The sequence below is a fragment of the Lacunisphaera limnophila genome, assembly GCF_001746835.1.
Lineage (GTDB): Bacteria > Verrucomicrobiota > Verrucomicrobiia > Opitutales > Opitutaceae > Lacunisphaera > Lacunisphaera limnophila.
This window is the reverse complement of sequence record NZ_CP016094.1, coordinates 3,342,445-3,363,708: the sequence shown is the minus strand read 5'-3', so window position 1 is coordinate 3,363,708 and position 21,264 is coordinate 3,342,445. Positions and strand designations below refer to the sequence as shown.

Sequence of the window (21,264 nt, the reverse complement as noted above, 5' to 3'; positions counted from 1 at the left end):
ACATGGCTTCCGCCGAAATACCCGTCCTCCTGCTTGAAGCCGGCCGCACCAGCCGCACCTATTGGCAGGACCTGTGGCGCTTCCGCGAACTTCTGGGCTTCCTGGCATGGCGCGATCTCAAGGTCCGTTACAAGCAGGCAGTACTTGGCATTGCCTGGGCGGTGATCCAGCCGGTCACACAGACGGCGCTGCTCACCTTCATCTTCAGTAAGCTGGCCAAAATGCCCGACGCGGGCTTGCCCTACTTTGCACTGGTCCTCACAGGCAATCTCTCGTGGCAGCTTTTCAGCACCGCTTTTACCGGGGCCGGCAACAGCCTGGTTGGCAACAGCCACCTGATCAGCAAGGTCTATTTTCCGCGCCTCCTCGTACCGCTTTCGGCGCTGGCCGTGGCCCTGGCCGATTTCAGCATTATGCTCGGGCTTACGATCCCGCTGCTTTGTTTCTTCGGCCTCTACCCAGGGTGGCAGTTGCTGGTGCTGCCGCTATTTATTATCCTCACGCTGATCATCGCCGTAGGGGCCGGCCTCTGGATCACGGCACTCACGGTCAAGTTCCGCGATTTCCGATTCATCACTCCCTTTCTCGTGCAAATTGGCATGTTTGCCACGCCGATCGGTTACCTGAGCGACTCCGTACCCAACTGGCGCGACCTGCTTGCGCTGAACCCGATCTCCGGCGTGGTCGACGGCTTCCGCTGGTGCCTGCTCGGCGGTCGCACGGCAATCTATCTGCCGGGACTGGGCGTGTCAGTTTGCATCGGACTCCTGCTCCTGGTCACCGGCGTGTGGTACTTCCGGCGCACCGAACGCGAATTCGCTGACGTCATCTGAGCCATGAGCACACCCGTCATCGCCGTTTCCGGTCTGGGCAAGCGCTACGTCATCGCCCATGAATCCCGACACGACAGCCTCCGGGACACCCTGCACCATACGGCCCGTCGCCTGTGGCGGAAGTTTCGCTGGGGCACTGGCTTTGAAACGGAGGAATTTTGGGCTCTGCAGGATATAAATTTCTCGATCCAACCCGGCGAAGTGGTGGGCGTAATCGGCGGTAATGGCGCGGGCAAGTCCACCCTGCTTAAGGTACTCTCCCGGATTACCGAGCCCAGCACGGGGCAAATCCGACTGCGCGGGCGCGTGGCTTCGCTGCTGGAAGTCGGCACAGGCTTCCATCCAGACCTTACTGGCCGGGAAAATATCTTTCTCAACGGCGCCATCCTGGGGATGCGCCGCCAGGAGGTGAGGCAGAAATTCGACGAGATCGTAGCCTTCGCCGAGATCGAAAAGTTCCTCGATACACCCGTGAAACGCTACAGCAGCGGCATGTACGTCCGGCTGGCCTTTGCCGTGGCCGCCCATCTCGATCCCGAGATTTTGATCGTCGATGAGGTGCTGGCGGTGGGAGACCAACAGTTCCAGAATAAGTGTCTCGGCAAGATGCAGTCGATCGCCAACGGCAGTGGTCGCACGGTGCTTTTTGTCAGCCACAACATGTCAGCTGTTCTGAACCTGTGCGGCCGCGCCCTGCTGCTTGATCACGGCACCCTGGCTCTCGATGGACCCACCCAGGAGGTCGTCACGCGTTACCTCCAGCACAAGGGCTCTTCTAGTGGCCGCTGGATAAACCCGCGACCGGCGGACCGGGCGGCGGTGGCCATCCGCGCCGTGGAAATTCAGAACGAGCAGGGCCAGCCTTCCGCCACCGTGGACAACGGCCGCCCCCTCTGCCTGCAGATCGAGTTCAGTTGCAAACCCGGCTTTGTCGGGCCGCTGATCCCCTCGGTGACCTTCTACACCGCAACCGGAATTCGTGTGCTCAACCATTTCAGTCAGCTGAACCAGCAGGTGTTCCACGACCTGCCGGCGGAGGGGGTCTTTCGCTTCTGCCTGCCGAAGCTCCCGCTGCCGGGCGGGCGCTATTACGTCTCGGCATTCCTGGTCGCGCATGGCGCGCTCGTGGACCAGGCAGACAACGCACTCGAGGTCCAGGTGGTGGATGCGTCGTTTTATGCCCTGGACGGCTCCACCCCAGGCGTCCATGGACTCGTGCTCGCCGAGGGTGACTGGTCCCTCGGTCCGACGGTTTGACCAACATCCCCATGCTCGCGACGCTGCGCTACCTCGCTCCTCGCGGACTGCTGCGCAAGTTACGCGCCACAGTCACCGGTCATCGGACCGAGCGCCGGCAGTTGCGCGCGCTCGGCCGGCAGCGGGATGCCTTCATGGCCACCGGCGGGTCGCGGCGTTTCGCGCGCGGGCATGACTTCCCGTGCCTGAACGACGCCAACGCCCAGATTCCGTTCGAGCCGCATTACTTCTACCACCCAGCCTGGGCTTGCCGGGTACTGCGCGGCATCAATCCGGTGCGCCATGTGGACATCTCGTCGATCTTTGCCTTCGCCGGATGCATCTCCGCCTTCTGGCCCACGGAGTACTATGAGTACCAGCCGCCGCAAGTGACGCTGGACGGGCTGACGGTGCATCGGGTGGATCTCTGTGCCCTGCCCTTCGCCGATGGCTCGATCCCATCGCTGTCCTGCATGCATGTCGTCGAGCACGTTGGCCTCGGGCGTTACGGCGACCCAATCGATCCCGAAGGTGACGTCCGCGCCGCCGCCGAGCTCGCACGCGTCCTGGCCCCGGGCGGGCATCTGCTGTTCGTGACCCCGATGGCGGAGCAGGCCAACATCGAGTTCAACGCCCACCGTATTTATTCCTACGCCGCGGCCATGGCCCTTTTCCGCGGGTTGCGCCTGGAGGAATTCTCCCTGATCCCGGACGAGCACCGCGGGGGCATCATCCGCCACGCCGACCCCGCCCGGTTGCAGGGGCAGCACTTCGCCTGCGGATGCTTCCACTTCACCAAGCCGGCTGCCTGAACCTCCCGACGCCCATGTCTCTGCGATCGACCGCCAAGTCCGTCCTCCGCGACCTGCTGCCCCCCGTGCTGCTGCGGGCACTGCGCCCTGCGCCGCCCGTGGCGTCGCAGTCACCCGATGCGCAGGAGGCGCTCAGCGATGAGTTCTACCGCACCTTCCTGCCCGCCGGCAGCCTGTGCTTCGACATTGGCGCCAACGTCGGCAATCGCCTGGCCTCTTTCCGCCGGCTCGGCTGCCGCGTCGTGGCCGCGGAGCCCCAGCCAGCCTGCCAGCAGGTCCTGCGGACCCGCTTCGATTCGGATCCGCTCGTGCACCTCGTTCCCTCGGCTATCGGCCGGCAGCCGGGCACGGCGGAGATGCAGGTCTCCGACCTCTCCGTGCTCTCGAGCCTCTCCCCCGAGTTTATCGCCGCCACGACGCGCTCCGGCCGCTTCGCCGGCATCCGCTGGGACCAGCGCCTGACGGTTGAGCTGACGACCCTCGACGCGTTGATCGCCGCCCACGGCCGGCCTCATTTCATCAAGATCGACGTGGAGGGCTATGAGCACGAGGTCCTCCTCGGCCTCAGCCAGCCAGTCAACCTTGTCGCCATCGAGTGGGCGCCGGAGGTCAGCACCACCACCCTCCAGTGCCTCGACCACCTGGCCCGGCTCGGACCCGTGAGTTTCAACCTCTCGTGGGGCGAGAGCATGCGCTTCGCGCGCCAGCGCTGGCTCAACCACGCGGAAATCACCACGCTGATCAATCAGTTCAGCGAGGAAACCTACCTCTTTGCCGACATCTACATCCGCAATCAGCCCGCATGATCCGCGTCCGGTTAAAGGGCCGCCTTGGCAACCACCTCTTCCAGGTGGCCACCGCCCTGGCCTTGGCCGACCGGCACCGCACTTCGGTCGTGGTCGATCCCTGCGACCTGCCGGAGGTGACCAGCGATTTGGTCTTCACCCGCCTGCCAGTCCTGCAGCTGGACTTCCCGCGCCACCTCGCGTCCGTCGCGGGCAACCTCCTGTGGCAGCGGGTGGCAGGCCGGACCACGGGCGCGATCCTGCACCGGCGAACCTTCCGCGAATCCTCCCCGGCCTTCGACCCGGCGGTTCTGGCGCTGCCAGGGGACGTGTGGCTCGACGGCTTTTTCCAGGACGAGCGTTACTTCCGGCCGCTGGCCGCGAGCCTGCGCGAGTGGTTCGGACCGGCGCGCTGGCTGGACCGGGCCAGCCTTCCCCAGTTGCGCTACATCCTAGACCAGCCGGCCGTGGTCGGGCTGCACGTGCGACGCACGGACTTCCTCGTCCATCCCGTCTTCAACGTGTGCGGCCAGGACTACTACACCCGCGCCATCCGGTTGATGCGGGAGCGGGTGCCGGGCGCGCGCTTCGCGATTTTTTCCGATGACCCCGAATGGTGCAGCGAGCATTTTGCCGCCCTCGATCCCCTGCTGGTGGACAACCGCGGCCAGCCCTACGCCATGCTGACCGACCTGGCTCTTCTTTCCGCCTGCCACCACCAGATCATCGCCAACAGCAGCTTCTCCTGGTGGGGCGCCTGGCTTAACGCGCACCCCGGCCGACAGGTCCTGGCCCCCGACCGCTGGTCCGTCGACGGCTCGATCCCCATCGAGACCAAATTCATGGCCGGCATGACCACCGTGGCCACCCAAGCGACCTGAGCTTCGCATGCCCCCCGTCCTCTTCCTGATCTTCAACCGGCCCGCGGAAACCCAGCGGGTGCTCGAGGGCATCCTTGCCGCAGGGGTGCGCCAACTTTATGTCGCCGCCGACGGCCCCCGGCCCGCCGTGCCCGGGGACGCGGCTCAGTGCGCGGCGGCCCGCGCTTTGATTCCCGCCACCACGGGTGAGCTGGTCGTGCACCGGCTTTTCCGGACTGAGAACCTCGGTTGCCGGGCGGCGGTGGCCGGTGCTCTCGACTGGTTCTTCGATCGTGAGCCGCATGGGATCGTGCTCGAAGATGACTGCCTGCCGCTGCCTGGCTTCTTCCCTTACATGGCCTGGGCCCTCGGCCGCTTCGCTGGCGACACCCGCATCTGGCACGTGGCCGGCATGGGCATGGAGAACAGCCGCGGTGAGCCCGCCGCCCTGGCGCCCATGCCTTTCATCTGGGGCTGGGGGACCTGGCGGGACCGCTGGCAACACTACCGGGTCGACCTGACCGCCACCGACGTGGAATTCCGTCGCCTGGTTACCGCGCACCTGACCACCGCACAACGGCGCGAGCACTGGCTTGAGAAATTCCAAGCGACGCGCGCCGGCGCAATCAACACTTGGGACTATCAATGGGTATACACATTGTGGCAGGCAGGTGGCCAGGCCCTCATTCCCGCCGCCTCCCTAGTCGAGAACATCGGCTTTACCGCCCAAGCCACCCATACGGTGCCCGGCGTGCAGTACTTCTTCGCCCCTACCAGCACCGCGCCATGGACCGAGCCGCCACCCGCCTGGAGCCCGCGGGTGGACCCGGATTTGCCGGAGCGCATCCAGCGCCGGGTCTTCCGCCTGACCCGTGGCGACGTCGCCCACCGGCTCGACCGTCTGGCTCGGAGCCCGGCGGTGCAAATCCCCGTTCTCGCCCTCCGCAACCTGCCCCGGCGCATCGCTCGGATCCTCCGTGTCCCTCTCTCCCATCGCCCCGATGAATAAACTCAACATTGGCTGCGGTCATCGCGCCCTACCCGGCTGGACCAACGTGGATTTCGTCAGCGTGCCCGGCCTAGTCCAGGCCCATGACCTGCGTGAACCGCTGCCCTTTGCCGCGGGCAGCTTCGCGCTGGTCTACCATTCCCACGTTCTTGAGCACCTTGACCGAGATGGGGCCCGGCGGCTCCTCCAAGAATGCCACCGCGTCCTCCAACCCGGCGGACTCCTCCGCGTCGTGGTACCCGACCTCGAGCAAAAGGCGCGACTCTACCTCGAGAAACTCGAACTCGCCGCCACCAGGTCCGAAGCCCGCACCCTCGCCGACCATGAGTGGACGGTGGTGGAGATGATCGATCAGCTCGTGCGCACCCGCTCCGGAGGTGAGATGCTGCGCTGGCTACAGGAGGCCGCGCCCGACTCTTTCGCCGCGCGGCGGATCGGCGATGAATTCCAGCGTGCGCAAGCCGGCGCTCGCCAGGTGGCGGCGCCACGCGGGCCGGCGCCCCGACCGGGCGTCCGGGAACGCCTGGCCCGCCGGCTCCGCCAGCTGGCCGGGGTAAGCGAAACCGAGTGGGACTGGCTGCGCTACCGCCGCCTCGGTGAGGCCCACCTCTGGATGTACGACCGGGTTTCCCTTGCCACGCTTCTGAACAGCACCGGCTTCACCGGCTGCGAAGTTACGACCGCGGGCACGAGCCGGCAACCGGACTGGGCGACGGATGGCCTCTGGCTTGACGTCGAGGCAGGTTCTCCCCGCAAGCCCGACAGCCTCTACCTCGAGGCAGTCAAGCCGCCCGCACCCGCCACATGATCGTGGTCCACATCGCCACGAGCTTGGCCGGCGGCGCTGGCCTGGGTCTGCTGCGTTACCATCGGGCCCTGCGCGCTCAGGGCGTGGACTCGCGTTTGCTCGTCCTCAAGCCACCCGCCGGTCTCGGGTCCGAGGCCGACAGTATCACCTGGCAGAAGCACCCCCTGCCCTTTCGCCTGGCCCAGCGCCTAGGCCTGGCGCACACGCCCGAGCAGCGCCTGCACCGCCGCCTCGTCGCGCTAGCCGGCCCGGCGGATGCCGCGGCCTATGAACTCTTCACACTGCCTCACAGTGATTACCGCCCAGAGGATCATCCTTGGGTCCAATCGGCGGCGGTCATCAACCTGCACTGGGTCGCTGGCATCCTCGATTGGCCACGATTCCTAGGTACCTGCACGCAACCGGTTGTCCTGACCCTGCACGACCAGCAGCCCTACCTCGGCGGGTTCCACTACGCCCTCGACGCGGCTGCGAACCCGGCGCTTGCCGTACTTGAGGCAGAGGTGCGGACCATCAAGCAGCGCGCCTTGCAAGATCACCGTCTGTGCGTGATCGCCAACAGCGCTTGGAATGCGACCGAGGCCGCGGCCAGCGGCTTCTTTCCCGCCGGCACGCCTATCGAAACCATCTTGTATCCTCTGGACACAACGCTCTACGCCCCACGCCCGAAGGCGGCCGCCAAAGCAGCCCTGGACCTTGCCGCGAACCAGCTGGTTGTCGGCTTCGCTTGCGAGAACCTCAATAACCGACGCAAGGGGTTTGCCGACCTCGTCGCGGCGCTGGCGTTGCTGCCTGCGGACCTACGGGGCAAGATCACACTCCTGAGCTTCGGCCGCGACCCGGCCACAGACCTGCGCGCTCTCGTCAACCTGCCCTGGCGCCACCTTGGCTACCTCGAGACCGAAGAGGCCAAGGTCGCCGCCTACGCAGCGATGGACTTGTTCGTCGCCCCGTCCCGTGCCGAGGCCTTCGGCCTCACCGCGATCGAAGCCCAGGCGACGGGCGTGCCCGTGGTGGCGACGCCAGTCGGCGGCCTGCTCGAAGCCGTGCCCACCGCCCGGGAGGACTACGGAGAGGGTTCGCCTTCTCCCGAGCACCTCGCCGCCGCCCTCGAACGCCTGCTCTCGGACGCAGCGCGCCGCGAACAGCGCGCCACCAACGGACGCCAGAGTGTGATCGCCCGCCACAATCCCGCCGCCGTAGGTCGCCAGTTGGCCGACTTTCACCGCCGCGCCTGCGCATGAGCCTGCTCAACCAACTGCCCCTGCCACCCCCGGGCCGCATCGGTTGGCCATGGACTGAGGAAACACCGCCTGCCTCCTATGCGGGCCGCACCTACTGGCCGCGCATCAGCATCGTCACCCCCTCCTACCAGCAGGGGGACTACCTCGAGGAAACCATCCGCTCCATTCTCCTGCAGAATTACCCCAACCTGCAGTATCTCGTCGTCGACGGCGGCAGCACCGATGGCAGCCGCGAGATCATCGCCCGGTACGCCCCTTGGCTGAATCATTGGGAAAGCGAACGCGATCGCGGCCAGTCCCACGCCATCAACAAGGGCCTGGCCCGGTGTGACGGCGATTGGTTCAACTGGATCAACAGCGACGACTGCCTGCTGCCCGGTGCCCTGGCGACCATCGGGGTGGCGGATCCCGCGCGCTTGATCTTCTCCGCCGGCGAATTGACTGGTCCGACCCTCGCCGAAGCCCGGCCGCTGGGTTGCACGAAAACCGGCCCGACCGTGGAAGAGGCGCTGGTAAACCATTACATCTGCCAGCAGGGCCTGTTCCTGCGCACCTCCGCCGTGCAGCAACTCGGGGGCGTGCGCGAGGAACTGCACTATGTGATGGATCTGGACCTGTTCGCCCGCGTGCTCCTGCGGGGCGGCCGCGCCTCGGTGCAGGAATCGTCCGCCCCGGTTGCCTTTTTCCGCCAACATGCCGCCGCCAAGACCGCCACGTCCGCCGGCAAATTCTTTGCGGAGGAAGAACGCGTGGCGGCGGGCCTCGCCCGGGCCGCCGGTCTGGGTGAACGGATCCTGCGCCACCTGCCGGCCGACGGGTCCCTGCTGTATGTGCCGGTCGCCGCCCCCCTCGACCCCGTCCGGCTTGAAGAACTCCTCGCCCGCAAGTATTGGTGGAACGGCACGGTCGAGGGTGCCTGGCGCCGGCACGAGTACACCGGGTTCAAGCGCGAAGTCCGCGCCTTCCGGCAAGCCCACCCAGGTCTGCAGGGCACGCGCATATCCAAGCTTCACTTCATGGCCCTACTCCCCGAGCCTTTCCTGCGCCTCCTATCCTTCCTGCGCGCTGCCTCCCGATGAATCTCACCCGCCTCCCCGCCGCGCTGGGCGCCCTAGCCCGAACTCTGACAGAGCAGGTCCAGCAGGACTGGCAGCGCCGCGAGATTCAATCCCGCTACCCCGGCGTGGCGATCGAGTGGCCGGTCCAGTTTGTCGTGGACGATTTTTCCGCACTGACAATTGCACCGGGGTCACTCATCGGCCCGTTCTCCGAGATTGTAGTCCTGCGTCAGTCCCCTCTCAGCCCCATCCCCGGCCGGCTCACCCTCGGCGCGGGCGTGCGCCTGGGCATGGGCGCCAACCTCCGCGCGGCCGGCGGCACCATCGAGATCGGTTCCGGCACACAGGTAGGCCAGCACGTCAGCCTCATCGCCTCAAACCATCTCATCGACCGGGCGGACGGACGCGTGCACGCGGATCGCTGGGATCCAGCCAAAACCGGTGTCGCGATCGGCCGTGATTGCTGGCTCGGGGCCGGCGCCATCATCCTGCCCGGGGTCACCATCGCCGACGGCGCCGTGATCGGGGCCGGCAGCGTGGTGACAAAATCCGTGCCCGCCCGCCAGATCTGGCACGGCAACCCCGCCCGTCCCGCATGAACCCCGCATCCTTCCCCCCCCGGACAACGGGCCGCATCCTCTCGCTGGTCGCCCGGCATGTCGGCGGCGTCGCCGTCTTCTGGGAGAACATGCGCCGGCAATTCCCCGAGGTGGACGTCGTGTATTTTGCCGAGGGTGAGCGCACCTACTTCGACGCCGCGACGCGGACCCTGCACTACTGCGTCTACGATCCGCTCACACATGTCTACCGGACCCTCGCTGCCCATATCCAGGTGGACCAGTACGACACGCTCGTGGCCAATGAGCGCTTCGAGCTGGAATTCTTCCTTTGGACCGGGACCGCGCGCCCCGTCCTGTTCATCGTGCACACCAACCACGAGCACTCCTACAGCCTCGCCTTCCGCCACGCCGGGCGTGTCGACCATTTCTTCTGCGTCTCGGAGACGGCCGCCGCCTACCTGCGGGCACGCGGCATCAGCCGCATCAGCGCTTTCCAGTACTCGACTTTCGTGGATGTCGCCCCGCTCCCCACGAAGGAAAATCGCGTGCTGTACGTCGGCCGCCTGGAGCCGGACAAGAACATCCTGGAAACGATCGAGCTGTTCCGCCTCTTCCGGCAGCAGGGTTATACCGTGCGGATGATCGGGGTCGGCAGTCTGGCTGATGACGTGCGGGCTGCCCTCGCCCCCGATGAGGTCCGCATCGGCATTCCGCGCGCCGCCGTGCTGCAGGAGATGGCCGCCGCCCGGTTCCTCTGCCTTAACTCCTACGTCGAGGGACTCCCCATCACCTACGCGGAGGCGATGCATTTCCGGCTGGGTGTGATCTGCAACTACGTAGACAAGACGAGCGCCCAGGTGCTGGGCGCGAACTACCTGCTGCACTCCACTCCCGCGGACCTGCTCGCGCGCATGGAGACGTTCACCTTCAGCGAACCGCCCGCGCCGCGCCGCATCAACCACCCGGAGCTCAACGAGGCATTCCTCCGGCAGCTCAAGGCCGTCCCCCGGGCCGCCGGCCCGCGCCCGGCTTTCGCCCCGGGAAGCTGGCTCGACCACACCTCGCTGCTGCCCGCCGCGCTGATCCGTTCCGTCCGCGCGTGGCGGATGCAACGCCTGACCCGCTCCTGATCTGCATGCCCGAACTCCCTCCTCCCCGCTGCTTCGCCACGGTCATCACTTGGTCCCACCTGCCCTACGTGCGGGCGCTTCGCGATTCACTGCAAGCAACCGGCAACCGGGAGCCCTTCCATGTCCTGATCCCCGACGCTCCCGCCGGCCTGCCCCCACGCAGCGAGGACGGTCTGGTCTTCGTGACGCTCGCCGAGCTCGTGCCGACGCCACCGGCGCGGATGGTATATTATTTCAATGCCTTCGAGCTCTGCAACACGCTCAAGCCCTTCCTCGTCGCCCACCTGCTCGGCACCGGCTGCGAAAGAGTCATCTACCTCGACTGCGATCTTTTTGTCACCGGCTCGTTCGCCCCGGTTTGGCAGCAACTCGACCAGGCCCCGCTCCTGCTTACGCCGCACCAGCTTGCGCCCCCGCCGCTGGATCTGCCCTATATCACCGAGATCGATATCGTCGACATGGGGCTTTTTAACGGAGGCTTTTCCGCCTGGCGCCGCGGGCCCGAGGCCGACCGCATGCTGGCGTGGATGCACTCGCGTTTCCCTGTCTACGGCTTCGCCGATCGCGCCCACGGCATGTTTGTCGACCAGAAGCTGCTGCCGCTGCTGGCCGAGTATTATCCAGCTGCCGTGAAGATCCTGCGCGATCCGCGCCTGAACATCGCCTTCTGGAACGTTCATGAGCGCGCAGTCCAGCCGGACGGACCTGGCCGCTGGTCGGTCGCCGGCCAGCCCGTGATTTTTTTCCACCTCAGCGGCTACCGCACCTCCCGGCCTGGCATCCCCTGCGTCTACATGCCGGACTCTTCGAACCACGCCCTGCTGGAGCGCAGCCCGTGGTTCAAGGACGTGCTCACCGCCTATCATCAGGGCCTCGCTCGCCACGAGAGCGGGCACCCGGCCGTGCCCTACCCGTTCGCCCGTTTCGCGGGCACGCGGCTGACCGCGGATTTCCGCCGATTGCTCTTCCGCACCGGCCGGCTGGACCGGGGTTCGCTGGATTACTGGATCATTTGGTTGCGCGAACTGCTCCGGCCACCCAAGTGGTTCCTTACGCGCCTGGTCAACTCCGTGCTAAATCGTGTCCGTTCCCGCTGAGCCGGCCGCCCCGCCCCGCGGGGTCATCATCTGGACCTCGGAACTGCCCGAGCCGCCGACGCCCGACTTGATCGAGCGCTTCGGTGTGTTCCCGCTCGAGTTTCATCACGGTGCCCTCATGGCCGGTTTCGACGTGGTCCGCGGCGACACCCTGCCGCGACTGCGCGGCGCCCTGGCCGCGGCGCGCGCCGCCGGACAAAAGGCCATGATCTTCGTGTACAGCCTCCGCGCCTACGATGTCCTCGCGCTGAGCCTGTACGCGCACCGGGTCCCGGTGGCGGTCTATTACCAGAACATCGCCCCCGAGCGCATGCCCTGGCTCAAACGATTGTTCGTGCGCCACACACTCGGGCGCGCCCGCCTCATCCTCGTGCAAGACACACTTCGTTTGGCGAGTTTTGCCGCCACCCACGGGGCCAGCCGCACGCGTTTCTTTCCCTGGATCGTGGACGATGTCTTTTTCCGGCCTGCAGTCCCCGCGCCGACGCGCACCGCCACCCTCTTCGTGCCCGGCGACCGGGGACGCCTGGACGACGTGGTACTGGAAATCGCGCGCCGCACGGGCCGGCGGATCATACGCGTGTCGCGCTACTATCCCGAACCGGTGCTGGCCGCCTACCGGGCCTGCCCGAACATCGAGCTCCACTACTACGCGCGCTGGGAACTGCTGCTGCGCTTCTACCAGGAAACCGCCCTGGTCCTGAACGTCACCGACGATACCGAGACCTCGGCCGGCATGACCTCCTTCCTCGAGGGCCTCGCGATGAATGCCCTGGTGGTCACCCCGGCCGGCCACAGCAGCGCGGGCTACCAATTCCCCGACGGTTTCAAGCCTTACCTGACCATCGCCCAACCCCGCAGCGTTGACGCGTGGATCGAGGCCATCGCCGCCGCCGATCGCCACCCGCGCATCTGGCCGGATGGACGCACCCCGCGCGACCTCTTCCTCAGCCTGTCCGGCATGGCGGCCGCGACCCAGCGCTGGCGCGAGCTGTTCGCCGAGCTGACCCGATGAACCCGCCGCTCTCACTCTTCTACGAGGAACCCGATCCCGATCGTTGGCTGCCCGGCGATCGGCATCCCCGGCGGTGGTTGCGGCGGATCATCCGTGGTCCCCGCCGCCCAGGCGGACAGGAGCGCGTCTTCCTCAACCTCTGCGCGGGACTCGACCGGCTGGGCGTGACCTATACCGTCAACCGTTACCGTGCGGCCCGCCGCAACCCCGGGATGCCGGTGGGAATCATCGGCAAGGCGCACGTCCTCGAGCTGCAACCCTGGCGCAACCCGATTCTTTTCGGTGCATCGGTGATGTCCCACCCCCTGGCCGACCCCGGCCTGCTTGCGCGCCACCCGAACCTCCGCCGCATCCTTGTGCCCGGGGAATGGATGCGCCGCATGTGCGTCCCGCACTGGGGCGACCGCGTCCACGTCTGGCCTGTCGGCATTGATACCGCGGCCTGGTCCCCGGCGCCTGGGCAACGCGATATCGATGTGCTGCTCTACGACAAGGTCCGCTGGGAGCACGACCGCTACACGCAGGAACTGATCGATCCGATCCGCACCCATCTCACGCTCCGGGGTCTCCGCGTCGCCGTGATTCGCTACGGCTACTACCGCGAGGAAGACTTCGCCGCCCTGCTGCAACGCTCCCGCTCCATGGTCTTTCTCTGCGAGCACGAGACCCAGGGCATCGCCTACCAGCAGACGCTGGCCTGCGGGGTGCCGATCCTGGCGTGGGACCGCGGCGGTTGCTGGCAAGACCCCGAATTTTATCCCGCCCGCGTGCAGTTTTCCCCGGTGAGTTCGGTCCCTTACTGGGACGAAAGGTGCGGCGCGACCTTTGCGACGGGCGCGGAATTTCCCGTCGCCTTTGACACCTTCTGGGCCCAGCTGCAAGCCGGCCACTACCAGCCCCGGGACTACATCCTGGCCAACCTCACGCTCGAACGCTGCGCCCGGCTCTATCTCGACCAGTGGTCCGCCACCTTCGGCCCGATCGCATGAGCAACGAACCCCTGTTTCTCTTTTATGAGGAGCCCGACCCTGACCGGTGGTTCCGCGGGGATCGCCATTTTCGGCGAATCGTCCGTCGCCTGGTGCGCGGCCCGCACAAGCCGGGCGGGGTCATGCGCTGGTACCTCAACTTGCGGGCCGGCCTGGACCGCCTCGGCGTCACCTACCGGGTCAACGATTACCGTGGCCTCGCGCAGACGCCTGGCGCCTGGGCGCACGTGATCGGCCAGCCGCATGTGATCAACCGGATCCCGGCCGGTCATCCCATCATCTATGGTCCGGCCATCGCCGATCATCCGCGCGACAGCGACTTCTTCGGCCGCGCCGACATCCGCCTGCTGCTCATACCCTGCGCGTGGTTCAAGGCCATGTACGATCGCGACCTGGCCTGGACCGGCCCCCGTGCCATCTGGCCCGCAGGCGTCGACACCGACCACTGGCAGCCCCCGCGGTCCCGGCCCCGGCAACCGAAGTGCTCCTGTACGACAAAATTCATTGGGAACGGGAGCACTATGAACCAACCCTGCTCACCCCGATCCTCACCGCCCTCCAGCAGGCGGGCTGCCGGGTGCACCACTTGCGCTACGGCCAGTACCAGGAAGAGGACTACCGGGCCCTGCTGCAGCGCGTGGGGGCGATGGTGTTCCTCTGCGAACATGAAACCCAGGGCTTCGCCTACCTGCAGGCGCTCGCGTCCGGGGTGCCGATCCTCGCTTGGGATCGCGGCGGCCTCTGGCGGGATCCGAACTACTACCCGCACCTCGTCCAATTTGCCCCGGTCTGCTCCGTGCCGTACTTCGATGAACGCTGCGGCCGCCGCTTTGCGGACCTCGCCGGCTTTCAGGACGAGCTGCCCGGGTTTCTGGCCGGAGTCGCCCGTCGCGAGTTCCGTCCCCGCGACTACGTGGTCGAAAATTTCCTGCTCGCTGACCGGGCCGCCGCCTACCTGAAATTGAGCGCCGGCATCCGCCACCCGGCGGTCCCCGCATGACTCCGGCCCGGATCCTCATCATCAGCAACGGCCACCTCTGCCGCAATCCGCGCGTGCTCAAGGAGGCGACAGCCCTCGGGCAGGCCGGCTACGACGTGACTGTCCTGACCATCCGCAACCATCGGCCCTCGGAGACCATCGACCGGGACCTGATGCGAACCGCGCCCTTCCGGCGCGAGACCGTCGACATCCTCCCGGGATATGACGCTGGCGCGGCCACTGTCCTGTGGCGTCGCGGGGTGGCCTGGGCGGCCCGCCGGGCCTGCGGGTCGCTCGGCTGGCAAAGTATCCACGCCCTCGGTCCGGCCTCTGCGCTCCTCGCCCGGGCCCGTCGCCTGCCCGCTGACCTCGTGATCACCCACAATGAGGTGCCGCATTGGGTCGGCACGCGCCTCCTCGCCACCGGGCGCCGGGTGTGCGCCGACCTGGAAGACTGGCACTCCGAGGACCTCCTGCCCGAGAGTCGCGGCGGCCGGCCGGTCGCCTTGCTCCGCCGCATCGAGTCCATCCTGCTGCATGACGCGGTCCACACCACCACCACGTCTCACGCCCTCGCCGGGGCGCTGTTCACCCGCTATGGGGGCCGCCAGGCGGCGGTCATTACCAACTCCTTTCCGCTCCAGTCCCGACCGCCGCTTGATCAGCCCGAGGGTCCGCCTGCTTTCTTCTGGTTCTCCCAGACCTTGGGACCGGGCCGCGGGCTCGAGGAATTCCTCGCCGCGTGGAGCCGGACGTCCCATCCGAGCCGCGTGGTCCTGCTGGGCACGCCCACCCCGGGCTATGATCAGCGCTTGCTCGCCCTGTTGCCCCCGGAACGTCGCAGTCAGGTGGCGTTCCTGGCCTTAGTCCCTCCGGACGATCTACCCGCGCTGATCGCCGGTCACCACGTTGGCCTTGCGTTGGAACAGGGCGATATCCCAAGCCGGAACCTCACCATCACGAACAAAATCCTCCAGTACCTCAACGCGGGGCTGGCCATCGTGGCCTCCGATACCGCGGGCCAGCGGGAGGTGCTTGCCCACGATCCCACCGCCGGGGTGATCGTCGATGTCCAGGACCCGGCTGCCTTCACCCGCGCCCTCGACGGGCTGCTCGCCGACCCGGTCGCGCTCGCCCGGCGCCGCCAGGCTGCCCGGGGCTTGGCCGAACGGATTTATTGCTGGGATCGGGAGGGGCCACGCCGGGTCGCCCTCATTGCCGACGCCCTGCGCGACACCTCGGAGCCAGCCACCCGCTGACCATGCCCGCACCCGATCCCCGGTCCGCGATTTTTGTCACCGCCCAGGTCGCCCTGAACGCAGAGGGCGGCGGCGTCCAGCGCTGCACGCATGAGTATCTCACCGTGCTGCGTGCCGCCGGCTTCAAGCTCCACCTTACCCCTTACCCATTCGAGCACCGCCTTTGGGTGCGTGTCCTGCGCAAGATCCGGCCGCAGCCGTACCGTGACGCCGTGCCCCGCGGTTTCGCCGACCGCATCCGCGAGGCGGCCCTCACCCACCAAGCCGGTTGGATCCTGCTCAACCAAAGCGAGGCCGCCCCGCTCGCCCTCGAGTTGGCCGACCTGCGCCAGGCCGGCTGCCGCATCGCCCTGCTGTCGCATGGCGTGGACAGCACCGACTACATCCATGTTGCGCGCATCCGTGAGGAACTCCACCGGGGCGCCCCGTGGAACAACCGCGACAATCAGTGGCTGGGGCTGACCCTCTTTGAGGAACAGCGGCAGCACCGCAATGTGGATGCCGTGCTCTGCCTGTCGGAAACCGACCGCGTCCAGGAACAATGGCTCGGTGCTGGGCGGGTGACCGTCGTGCCTCGGGTCATTGGCGACCGCCGCCTGGACTGGCAACCGGTCGCGGGTCGGATCGGCACGGTCAGCACGCTGACCCATGAACCCAATCTCGAAGGATTGGTCCTGCTCGGCCGCGAACTCGCGCGCACGCCGGTCCGCGGACTGCGCCTCCGCTTGGTTGGCTCCCCGCAGGCGCTTGGTCAGGAACTCGCCCGCCAATTTCCCTTCGTCGACTACTTGGGAGCGCTGAGTGATGCCGCGCTGGCCGAGGAGGCGCGCACGTGGTGTGCGTTCGCCAACCCCTTGTTCTGTTACCCCCGCGGCTGCAGCACCAAGCTGGCCCTGCCGCTGGAGTGGCGCCTGCCCGTCGCCACCACCCGGGCGGGCGCGCGCGGGTATCACTGGGACGAGACGCTGGTGCCGCTGGTGGAGACGCCAGTCGAACTCGCCGCCCTCATCCGGCGGCTCGCTGACCCGGTCGAGGCTGGGCGTCAGCGTCCGGCGGTGGACAATCTTGCTCTCCACAGTCCTCGCCCGGAGGATGTCGCCCGGCTGGTGCAGCACGCCCTGCGTTGACCTCAATCCCCTCGCTGCCTCTCGCACCTGCCCCCATGCCTGCACCCTCTCACCCGACCGCGTTTGCCTCGACGCCGCTGATCGGCTGGCGGCATCGCCCCAAGCTCTGGCTGAGGGTGCAATTGGGCCGCCTGATGCATGCCCGGTTGCAGCGGCGAGCCGCTCCGCTGCCCACCCGAAACACGGCGACGAGTCTGGTCATCGCCCCGCACCCGGATGACGAGGTCCTGGGCTGCGGCGGACTCATCGCACACCTGGTCGCCGGTGGTGAATCCGTGCATATCGTCTATCTCACCGACGGCTCGGCCTCTCATCCCGGGCATCCGGTGCACGATCCAGCATCCATCGCGCACTTGCGGACAGAAGAGGCGCGGCGAGCCACGGGCCTTCTGGGTGTGCCGGAGGCTCAGCTCACTTTCATGCATGCCCCCGATGGTCAGTTGCCGCACCTGCCACCCGCATTGCGAACCGGCCTGATCCAGCGTCTGCAGCTTCTCATCAGCCAACTGCGTCCGGACCAGGTGCTGGTCACTGCGCGAACGGATGGCAGCAGCGAGCACACGGCCGCCCAGGCCTTGACGGAGGAAGCGCTCGCCGGCCTGCCGGCAGGCCGCCCGCGGCTGCTGGAATATCTGGTCTGGTCCCGCTGGAGTCCACGGCTGTTGCAGACCGCGTGCCGCGCCCCGGCGACGGTCTTCCGTCATGCCCTGTCGCCCCGGGAGGCTGGCCTCAAGCACGACGCCCTCGGGGTCTTCCGTTCCCAGTTCGCGCCGCTGCCTCCTTGGACTCAACCGGTGTTGCCGCCCGGCTTCGCCCAGCTGTTCCAAGCCCCCGAGGAATATTTTCTCGAATTTCCCCACTGATCCCATGCCCAACCTGCTCCAACGCGCCTGGAACTTTATCCATTACCGCTTGATCCACGCCCCGCGGGGCGGAGGCAAACCGGTGCCGGCCACGGCACTGGACGAGGAATATCGCTCCGGCCACTGGGACCACTTCACCGGTCCGTCCGAGCAGGCCCGCCATGAACAACTGGTCGCCTTGATCTACGCGCATGCCCCCGGACCCACGCTGCTCGACCTCGGCTGCGGCAGCGGCCGGCTGGCAGCCATGCTGGATCCCCGCCGGATCAGCGAACACCTTGGGGTCGACCTGTCCGAGGAGGGCCTCGCCCGCGCCCGTGCGCTCGGTCTGGCGCACGCCCGGTTTGAATCCGGCAACTTCGAAACCTGGCGCCCGGCGAAACCTTACGACGTAATCACCTTCAACGAGTGCCTCGGTTATGCCCGGCATCCCGCGGTCACGGCCGCGGCCTTCGGCCGGCACCTCACGCCAGGCGGCGTGCTCATCGTGTCCCATTTCCGCTGGGGCAACTGGCGGGAAATCTGGCGGAGCGTGGAGAAGGAGTTCACGGTCGTCGCCACCGCGAGCGCCACCAATGACCAAGGTCAGGTCTGGGACCTCAAGGTGCTCCGTCCCCGCCCGCCTGGCGCCTGAATCCAACCCACCACCCGTGAAGAAAGTCCTCATCGTCAGCCCGCACTTCGCGCCGACCAACGCTCCCGACATGCAGCGCGTGCGACTGGCGCTGCCGTACCTGCGCGCCTGCGGCTGGGAACCGGTCGTGCTGGCCGTCGCGCCGGAGTCCATTGAGGGCGGCGTCATGGACCCGTTGCTCGAAACCACTTACCCCGCAGACGTCCGGATCATCCGGGTACGGGGACTCGCGCCCGCCACCACCCGTCGGTTCGGTTTCGGCGGATTGTGGCTGCGTTGCGGCCGGGCCCTACGGCTCGCGGGCGAGCGCCTGCTCGCCGGGGAGCAATTCGACCTCGTGTTTTTCAGCACCACCCAGTTCGACGCCTTCACCCTCGGACCACGGTGGAAACGAAAATTCGGCGTGCCCTACGTGCTCGACTACCAGGACCCCTGGGTGAACGATTATTATGCGCGCACCCACACCGCCCCGCCCGGCGGCCGGCTGAAGTTCGCCTTCTCCCAGTGGCGCGCCCGGCGACAGGAACCCACCGTGCTGCGCGAGGCGGCGGGCGTGATCGCGGTCTCGGACGCCTACGGGCGCACGCTGGCGAACCAATATCCATGGTTCCGCGCCGAGTTCGTCCAGTTGCTGCCCTTCGGCGCGGCCGCGGCGGACCTGGCGACCGCCCGGCAGCACACGCCCCGGAACCCGTTGGTCGACTTCAGTGATGGCTGTTTTCACCACGTATACACCGGCCGGTGCGGGCCGGACATGTCCATCTCGCTCACGATCATCTTCCGTGCCTTCAAGCTGTTTCGGGAGAGGCATCCCGCTGAGGCGGAGAAAATCCGTTTTCACTTCATCGGGACAGACTACGCCCCGCCGCCGCTGGGTCGGGAGTGGGCCATGCCCATCGCCCATGCCGAGGGTCTCGGTGCGTACGTTCGCGAGCACTGCTACCGCGTACCGTATTTCGATGCGCTTTCCTACCTGGTCAATGCCGGCGCCCTGCTCGCCGTGGGTTCGAATGATCCAACCTACAGCGCGTCCAAGATTTTTCCCTACATCCTGGCCGAGCGGCCGATGCTGGTCGTCTTCAACCACCAAAGTCCGATCCTGGCCTTCGCCCGGCAGACCGATAGCGGCTTGCGGTATGCTTTCACCGGTCCGGCCGATATCAGCCAGATAGCCGAGGACATCTGCACAACCTGGTTTGAGCAGGGTGGGATGAAACGGCTTCACTCCACGAACTTTCAGGCCTTCGCTCCGTACACAGCCGAGGGCATGACCCGGGCGCTGAGCGCCAGCTTTGAGGCTGCCGTGACCCAGCACCACGGAATCTGACACCCGTTGTCCTGATCCTGAGCCCAGCCTAGTCTCCACGCGCAACCCATGCAAACCAACCCCGACGGCCAAACGCTCGATCGGCACCTCACTTTTCAGGAAATCGTCTTGCCCCTGCGGCAACGTCTGCGGACCTCCCTCCTGCCCTTGGCGGCACTCTGCGTGCTCATCATGATCCCGCTTTGGTACGACAATAATCCCGGCCTCTTGGGCTACATCCTCATTGCCCTCGGTGCCTGGCTCTCTCTGGCGGTTTGGAGTGCCCATGGCATGGGTCTGCCCATGTTGCCGATGCTTGTCCTGCAGACGCTGTTCACCTTTGCGCTGCCGATTATTACCCGCAACGAAACCTTGGATCACTATCCTGCCGAGTTGCTCCTGCCGGCCGGCCTGGATGTGCTGTTGTTTTGCCTGACCATGACCGGGACTTGGGCGCTGTTAATCCGCCAACTACAACCGGGCGCACCCTACTGCTATGCCTTGCAGGGTTTCCAAAAGGATGGGGTAAAGAAGCTGCGCGGTATCGGCCTCACTCTTATCTCGGTCTTTACTGTATACCGGGTGGCTCAAATGATGCACCTGACCGATCCCTTGTTTGCCGCGCTGCCCTCGGGTAGCCAAGCGATTGTGAGTGCGCTGACCTCTGCCATCAGTGTCTGTGGCTTCTTCCTGGTCGCGATGCTCATTGGCGGTAACAGTATGGGCTCCGGGCAGCGGGTCGCCTTCTGGCTGATGTTCGCCCTGAACTTCCTCATGCTTTCGGCCGGATTCGTCCTGTCGGCTGGGATGCTGCTGATGGGAGCCGTTTTTATCGGCCTGCTGTGGGGGAGCGGCCGGGTACCTTGGCGTTACTTCGCTTTCCTCGCCATCATCCTCTCCTTTCTTAATTTTGGGAAATTCGTCATGCGGGAAAAGTACTGGGATCCGCAGACCGGGAGTGGAATGCAGGAGGTTGGCTTCGCCGATATGCCCGCCGTCTATTCGGAGTGGGCCGAAGCCAGTTATCTACTACTGACTGGCTCGTCAGATTCGCCCGCGTCGCAGACCGGATTCGGCCCCAAAGAGGAGAAGGAAGGCCAAAGCCTCCTGAGCCGGGTGAACAACATGCAGAATCTGCTCTTTGTCATGGAGACAATTAAATATGACAACGCCCCGCTGCTATATGGCGAAACATACACTCTGATTCCACCCTTGCTTATTCCGCGATTTTTTTGGCCGGACAAGCCACGCGCCCACGAGGGACAGATACTACTGAACGTGCATTTTGGTCGCCAGGATCTCCAAGCTACCTTCGGCACCTATATCGCCTGGGGGCTTTTGCCCGAGGCCTGCGGGAATTTTGGACCGATCTACGGAGCCATTCTGCTAGGCATCTGCCTCGGCGCCCTGGCGGCGTGGATTGAGGTGCAAACGTCCAACAAGCTACTCTTCTCACTGGAAGGCTTGCTCGGCTTGGTCATTTTCATGGGCGTCCTCAATTCCTACGAGATGGTGGCGAGCGTCCTGGTCACCTCGGTCTTCCAATCCCTGTTCCCCGTGATCCTTGGCTGCAGTCCTTTCGTGGAAAGGCAAAGTACGGTCCGCCCCGATGCTTATTGATGCCCCCAAAAGTGGCCGGCCGCCTACCGCGCGTTTGGCG

Annotated in this window: 21 protein-coding genes; all 21 read left to right on the top strand. The window is 66.3% G+C overall.

Annotation, left to right across the window (positions count from 1 at the left end):
• Positions 1-2: 2 nt before the first annotated feature.
• The 21 genes from Verru16B_RS14045 (at position 3) to Verru16B_RS13940 (ending at position 21,224) form a co-directional block, all read left to right on the top strand.
• Positions 3-833, top strand: coding sequence for an ABC transporter permease (locus Verru16B_RS14045; RefSeq protein ID WP_069962868.1), 831 nt, complete (start codon positions 3-5; stop codon positions 831-833).
• Between the two features lie 3 nt (positions 834-836).
• Positions 837-2,090 (top strand): ABC transporter ATP-binding protein, encoded by a 1,254-nt coding sequence (locus Verru16B_RS14040; protein WP_069962867.1) that lies wholly within the window; start codon positions 837-839, stop codon positions 2,088-2,090.
• Complete coding sequence (locus tag Verru16B_RS14035; protein ID WP_157772424.1) at positions 2,087-2,881, top strand: DUF268 domain-containing protein; 795 nt, start codon at positions 2,087-2,089, stop codon at positions 2,879-2,881. Before Verru16B_RS14040 ends, Verru16B_RS14035 begins: the two co-directional genes overlap by 4 nt.
• 14 nt (positions 2,882-2,895) lie before the next feature.
• Positions 2,896-3,687, top strand: a complete 792-nt coding sequence (locus Verru16B_RS14030; protein WP_157772423.1) for an FkbM family methyltransferase — start codon at positions 2,896-2,898, stop codon at positions 3,685-3,687.
• Entirely contained in the window at positions 3,684-4,547 is an 864-nt protein-coding gene (locus tag Verru16B_RS14025; protein ID WP_069962866.1) for an alpha-1,2-fucosyltransferase, read from the top strand. The genes Verru16B_RS14030 and Verru16B_RS14025 overlap by 4 nt, the downstream gene beginning before the upstream one ends.
• 7 nt (positions 4,548-4,554) lie before the next feature.
• Entirely contained in the window at positions 4,555-5,535 is a 981-nt protein-coding gene (locus tag Verru16B_RS14020; RefSeq protein WP_069962865.1) for a hypothetical protein, read from the top strand.
• Complete coding sequence (locus Verru16B_RS14010; protein WP_157772422.1) at positions 5,504-6,343, top strand: class I SAM-dependent methyltransferase; 840 nt, start codon at positions 5,504-5,506, stop codon at positions 6,341-6,343. Before Verru16B_RS14020 ends, Verru16B_RS14010 begins: the two co-directional genes overlap by 32 nt.
• Positions 6,340-7,587, top strand: a complete 1,248-nt coding sequence (locus Verru16B_RS14005; RefSeq protein WP_069962862.1) for a glycosyltransferase — start codon at positions 6,340-6,342, stop codon at positions 7,585-7,587. The genes Verru16B_RS14010 and Verru16B_RS14005 overlap by 4 nt, the downstream gene beginning before the upstream one ends.
• Positions 7,584-8,666: a glycosyltransferase family 2 protein gene (locus Verru16B_RS14000; protein ID WP_069962861.1), complete on the top strand. Its 1,083-nt coding sequence runs from the start codon at positions 7,584-7,586 to the stop codon at positions 8,664-8,666. The genes Verru16B_RS14005 and Verru16B_RS14000 overlap by 4 nt, the downstream gene beginning before the upstream one ends.
• Positions 8,663-9,244, top strand: a complete 582-nt coding sequence (locus Verru16B_RS19170; RefSeq protein WP_069962860.1) for an acyltransferase — start codon at positions 8,663-8,665, stop codon at positions 9,242-9,244. The genes Verru16B_RS14000 and Verru16B_RS19170 overlap by 4 nt, the downstream gene beginning before the upstream one ends.
• Positions 9,241-10,335, top strand: a complete 1,095-nt coding sequence (locus Verru16B_RS13990) for a glycosyltransferase (RefSeq protein WP_069962859.1) — start codon at positions 9,241-9,243, stop codon at positions 10,333-10,335. Before Verru16B_RS19170 ends, Verru16B_RS13990 begins: the two co-directional genes overlap by 4 nt.
• Before the next feature lie 5 nt (positions 10,336-10,340).
• A complete protein-coding gene (locus tag Verru16B_RS13985) occupies positions 10,341-11,432 on the top strand; it encodes a glycosyltransferase family protein (protein WP_069962858.1) in 1,092 nt (363 codons plus the stop codon).
• Positions 11,416-12,447 carry a hypothetical protein gene (locus tag Verru16B_RS13980; RefSeq protein WP_069962857.1) on the top strand — a complete coding sequence of 344 codons (1,032 nt, stop codon included), beginning with the start codon at positions 11,416-11,418 and terminating at the stop codon, positions 12,445-12,447. Before Verru16B_RS13985 ends, Verru16B_RS13980 begins: the two co-directional genes overlap by 17 nt.
• On the top strand, positions 12,444-13,436 hold the full coding sequence (locus Verru16B_RS13975) for a glycosyltransferase family protein (RefSeq protein WP_069962856.1): 993 nt from the start codon (positions 12,444-12,446) through the stop codon (positions 13,434-13,436). Before Verru16B_RS13980 ends, Verru16B_RS13975 begins: the two co-directional genes overlap by 4 nt.
• Positions 13,437-13,917: 481 nt before the next feature.
• A complete protein-coding gene (locus Verru16B_RS17935) occupies positions 13,918-14,436 on the top strand; it encodes a glycosyltransferase (protein WP_083270360.1) in 519 nt (172 codons plus the stop codon).
• Entirely contained in the window at positions 14,433-15,674 is a 1,242-nt protein-coding gene (locus tag Verru16B_RS13965) for a glycosyltransferase (protein ID WP_069962855.1), read from the top strand. Before Verru16B_RS17935 ends, Verru16B_RS13965 begins: the two co-directional genes overlap by 4 nt.
• Before the next feature lie 2 nt (positions 15,675-15,676).
• On the top strand, positions 15,677-16,801 hold the full coding sequence (locus Verru16B_RS13960) for a glycosyltransferase family protein (protein WP_069962854.1): 1,125 nt from the start codon (positions 15,677-15,679) through the stop codon (positions 16,799-16,801).
• 35 nt (positions 16,802-16,836) lie between these two features.
• Positions 16,837-17,664 carry a PIG-L deacetylase family protein gene (locus Verru16B_RS13955; protein WP_069962853.1) on the top strand — a complete coding sequence of 276 codons (828 nt, stop codon included), beginning with the start codon at positions 16,837-16,839 and terminating at the stop codon, positions 17,662-17,664.
• 4 nt (positions 17,665-17,668) lie between these two features.
• Positions 17,669-18,298: a class I SAM-dependent methyltransferase gene (locus tag Verru16B_RS13950; RefSeq protein WP_069962852.1), complete on the top strand. Its 630-nt coding sequence runs from the start codon at positions 17,669-17,671 to the stop codon at positions 18,296-18,298.
• Positions 18,299-18,314: 16 nt separating this feature from the next.
• A complete protein-coding gene (locus Verru16B_RS13945) occupies positions 18,315-19,625 on the top strand; it encodes a glycosyltransferase (RefSeq protein WP_157772421.1) in 1,311 nt (436 codons plus the stop codon).
• A 48-nt stretch (positions 19,626-19,673) separates the two neighbouring features.
• Positions 19,674-21,224, top strand: a complete 1,551-nt coding sequence (locus Verru16B_RS13940; RefSeq protein WP_069962851.1) for a hypothetical protein — start codon at positions 19,674-19,676, stop codon at positions 21,222-21,224.
• Positions 21,225-21,264: the final 40 nt, after the last annotated feature.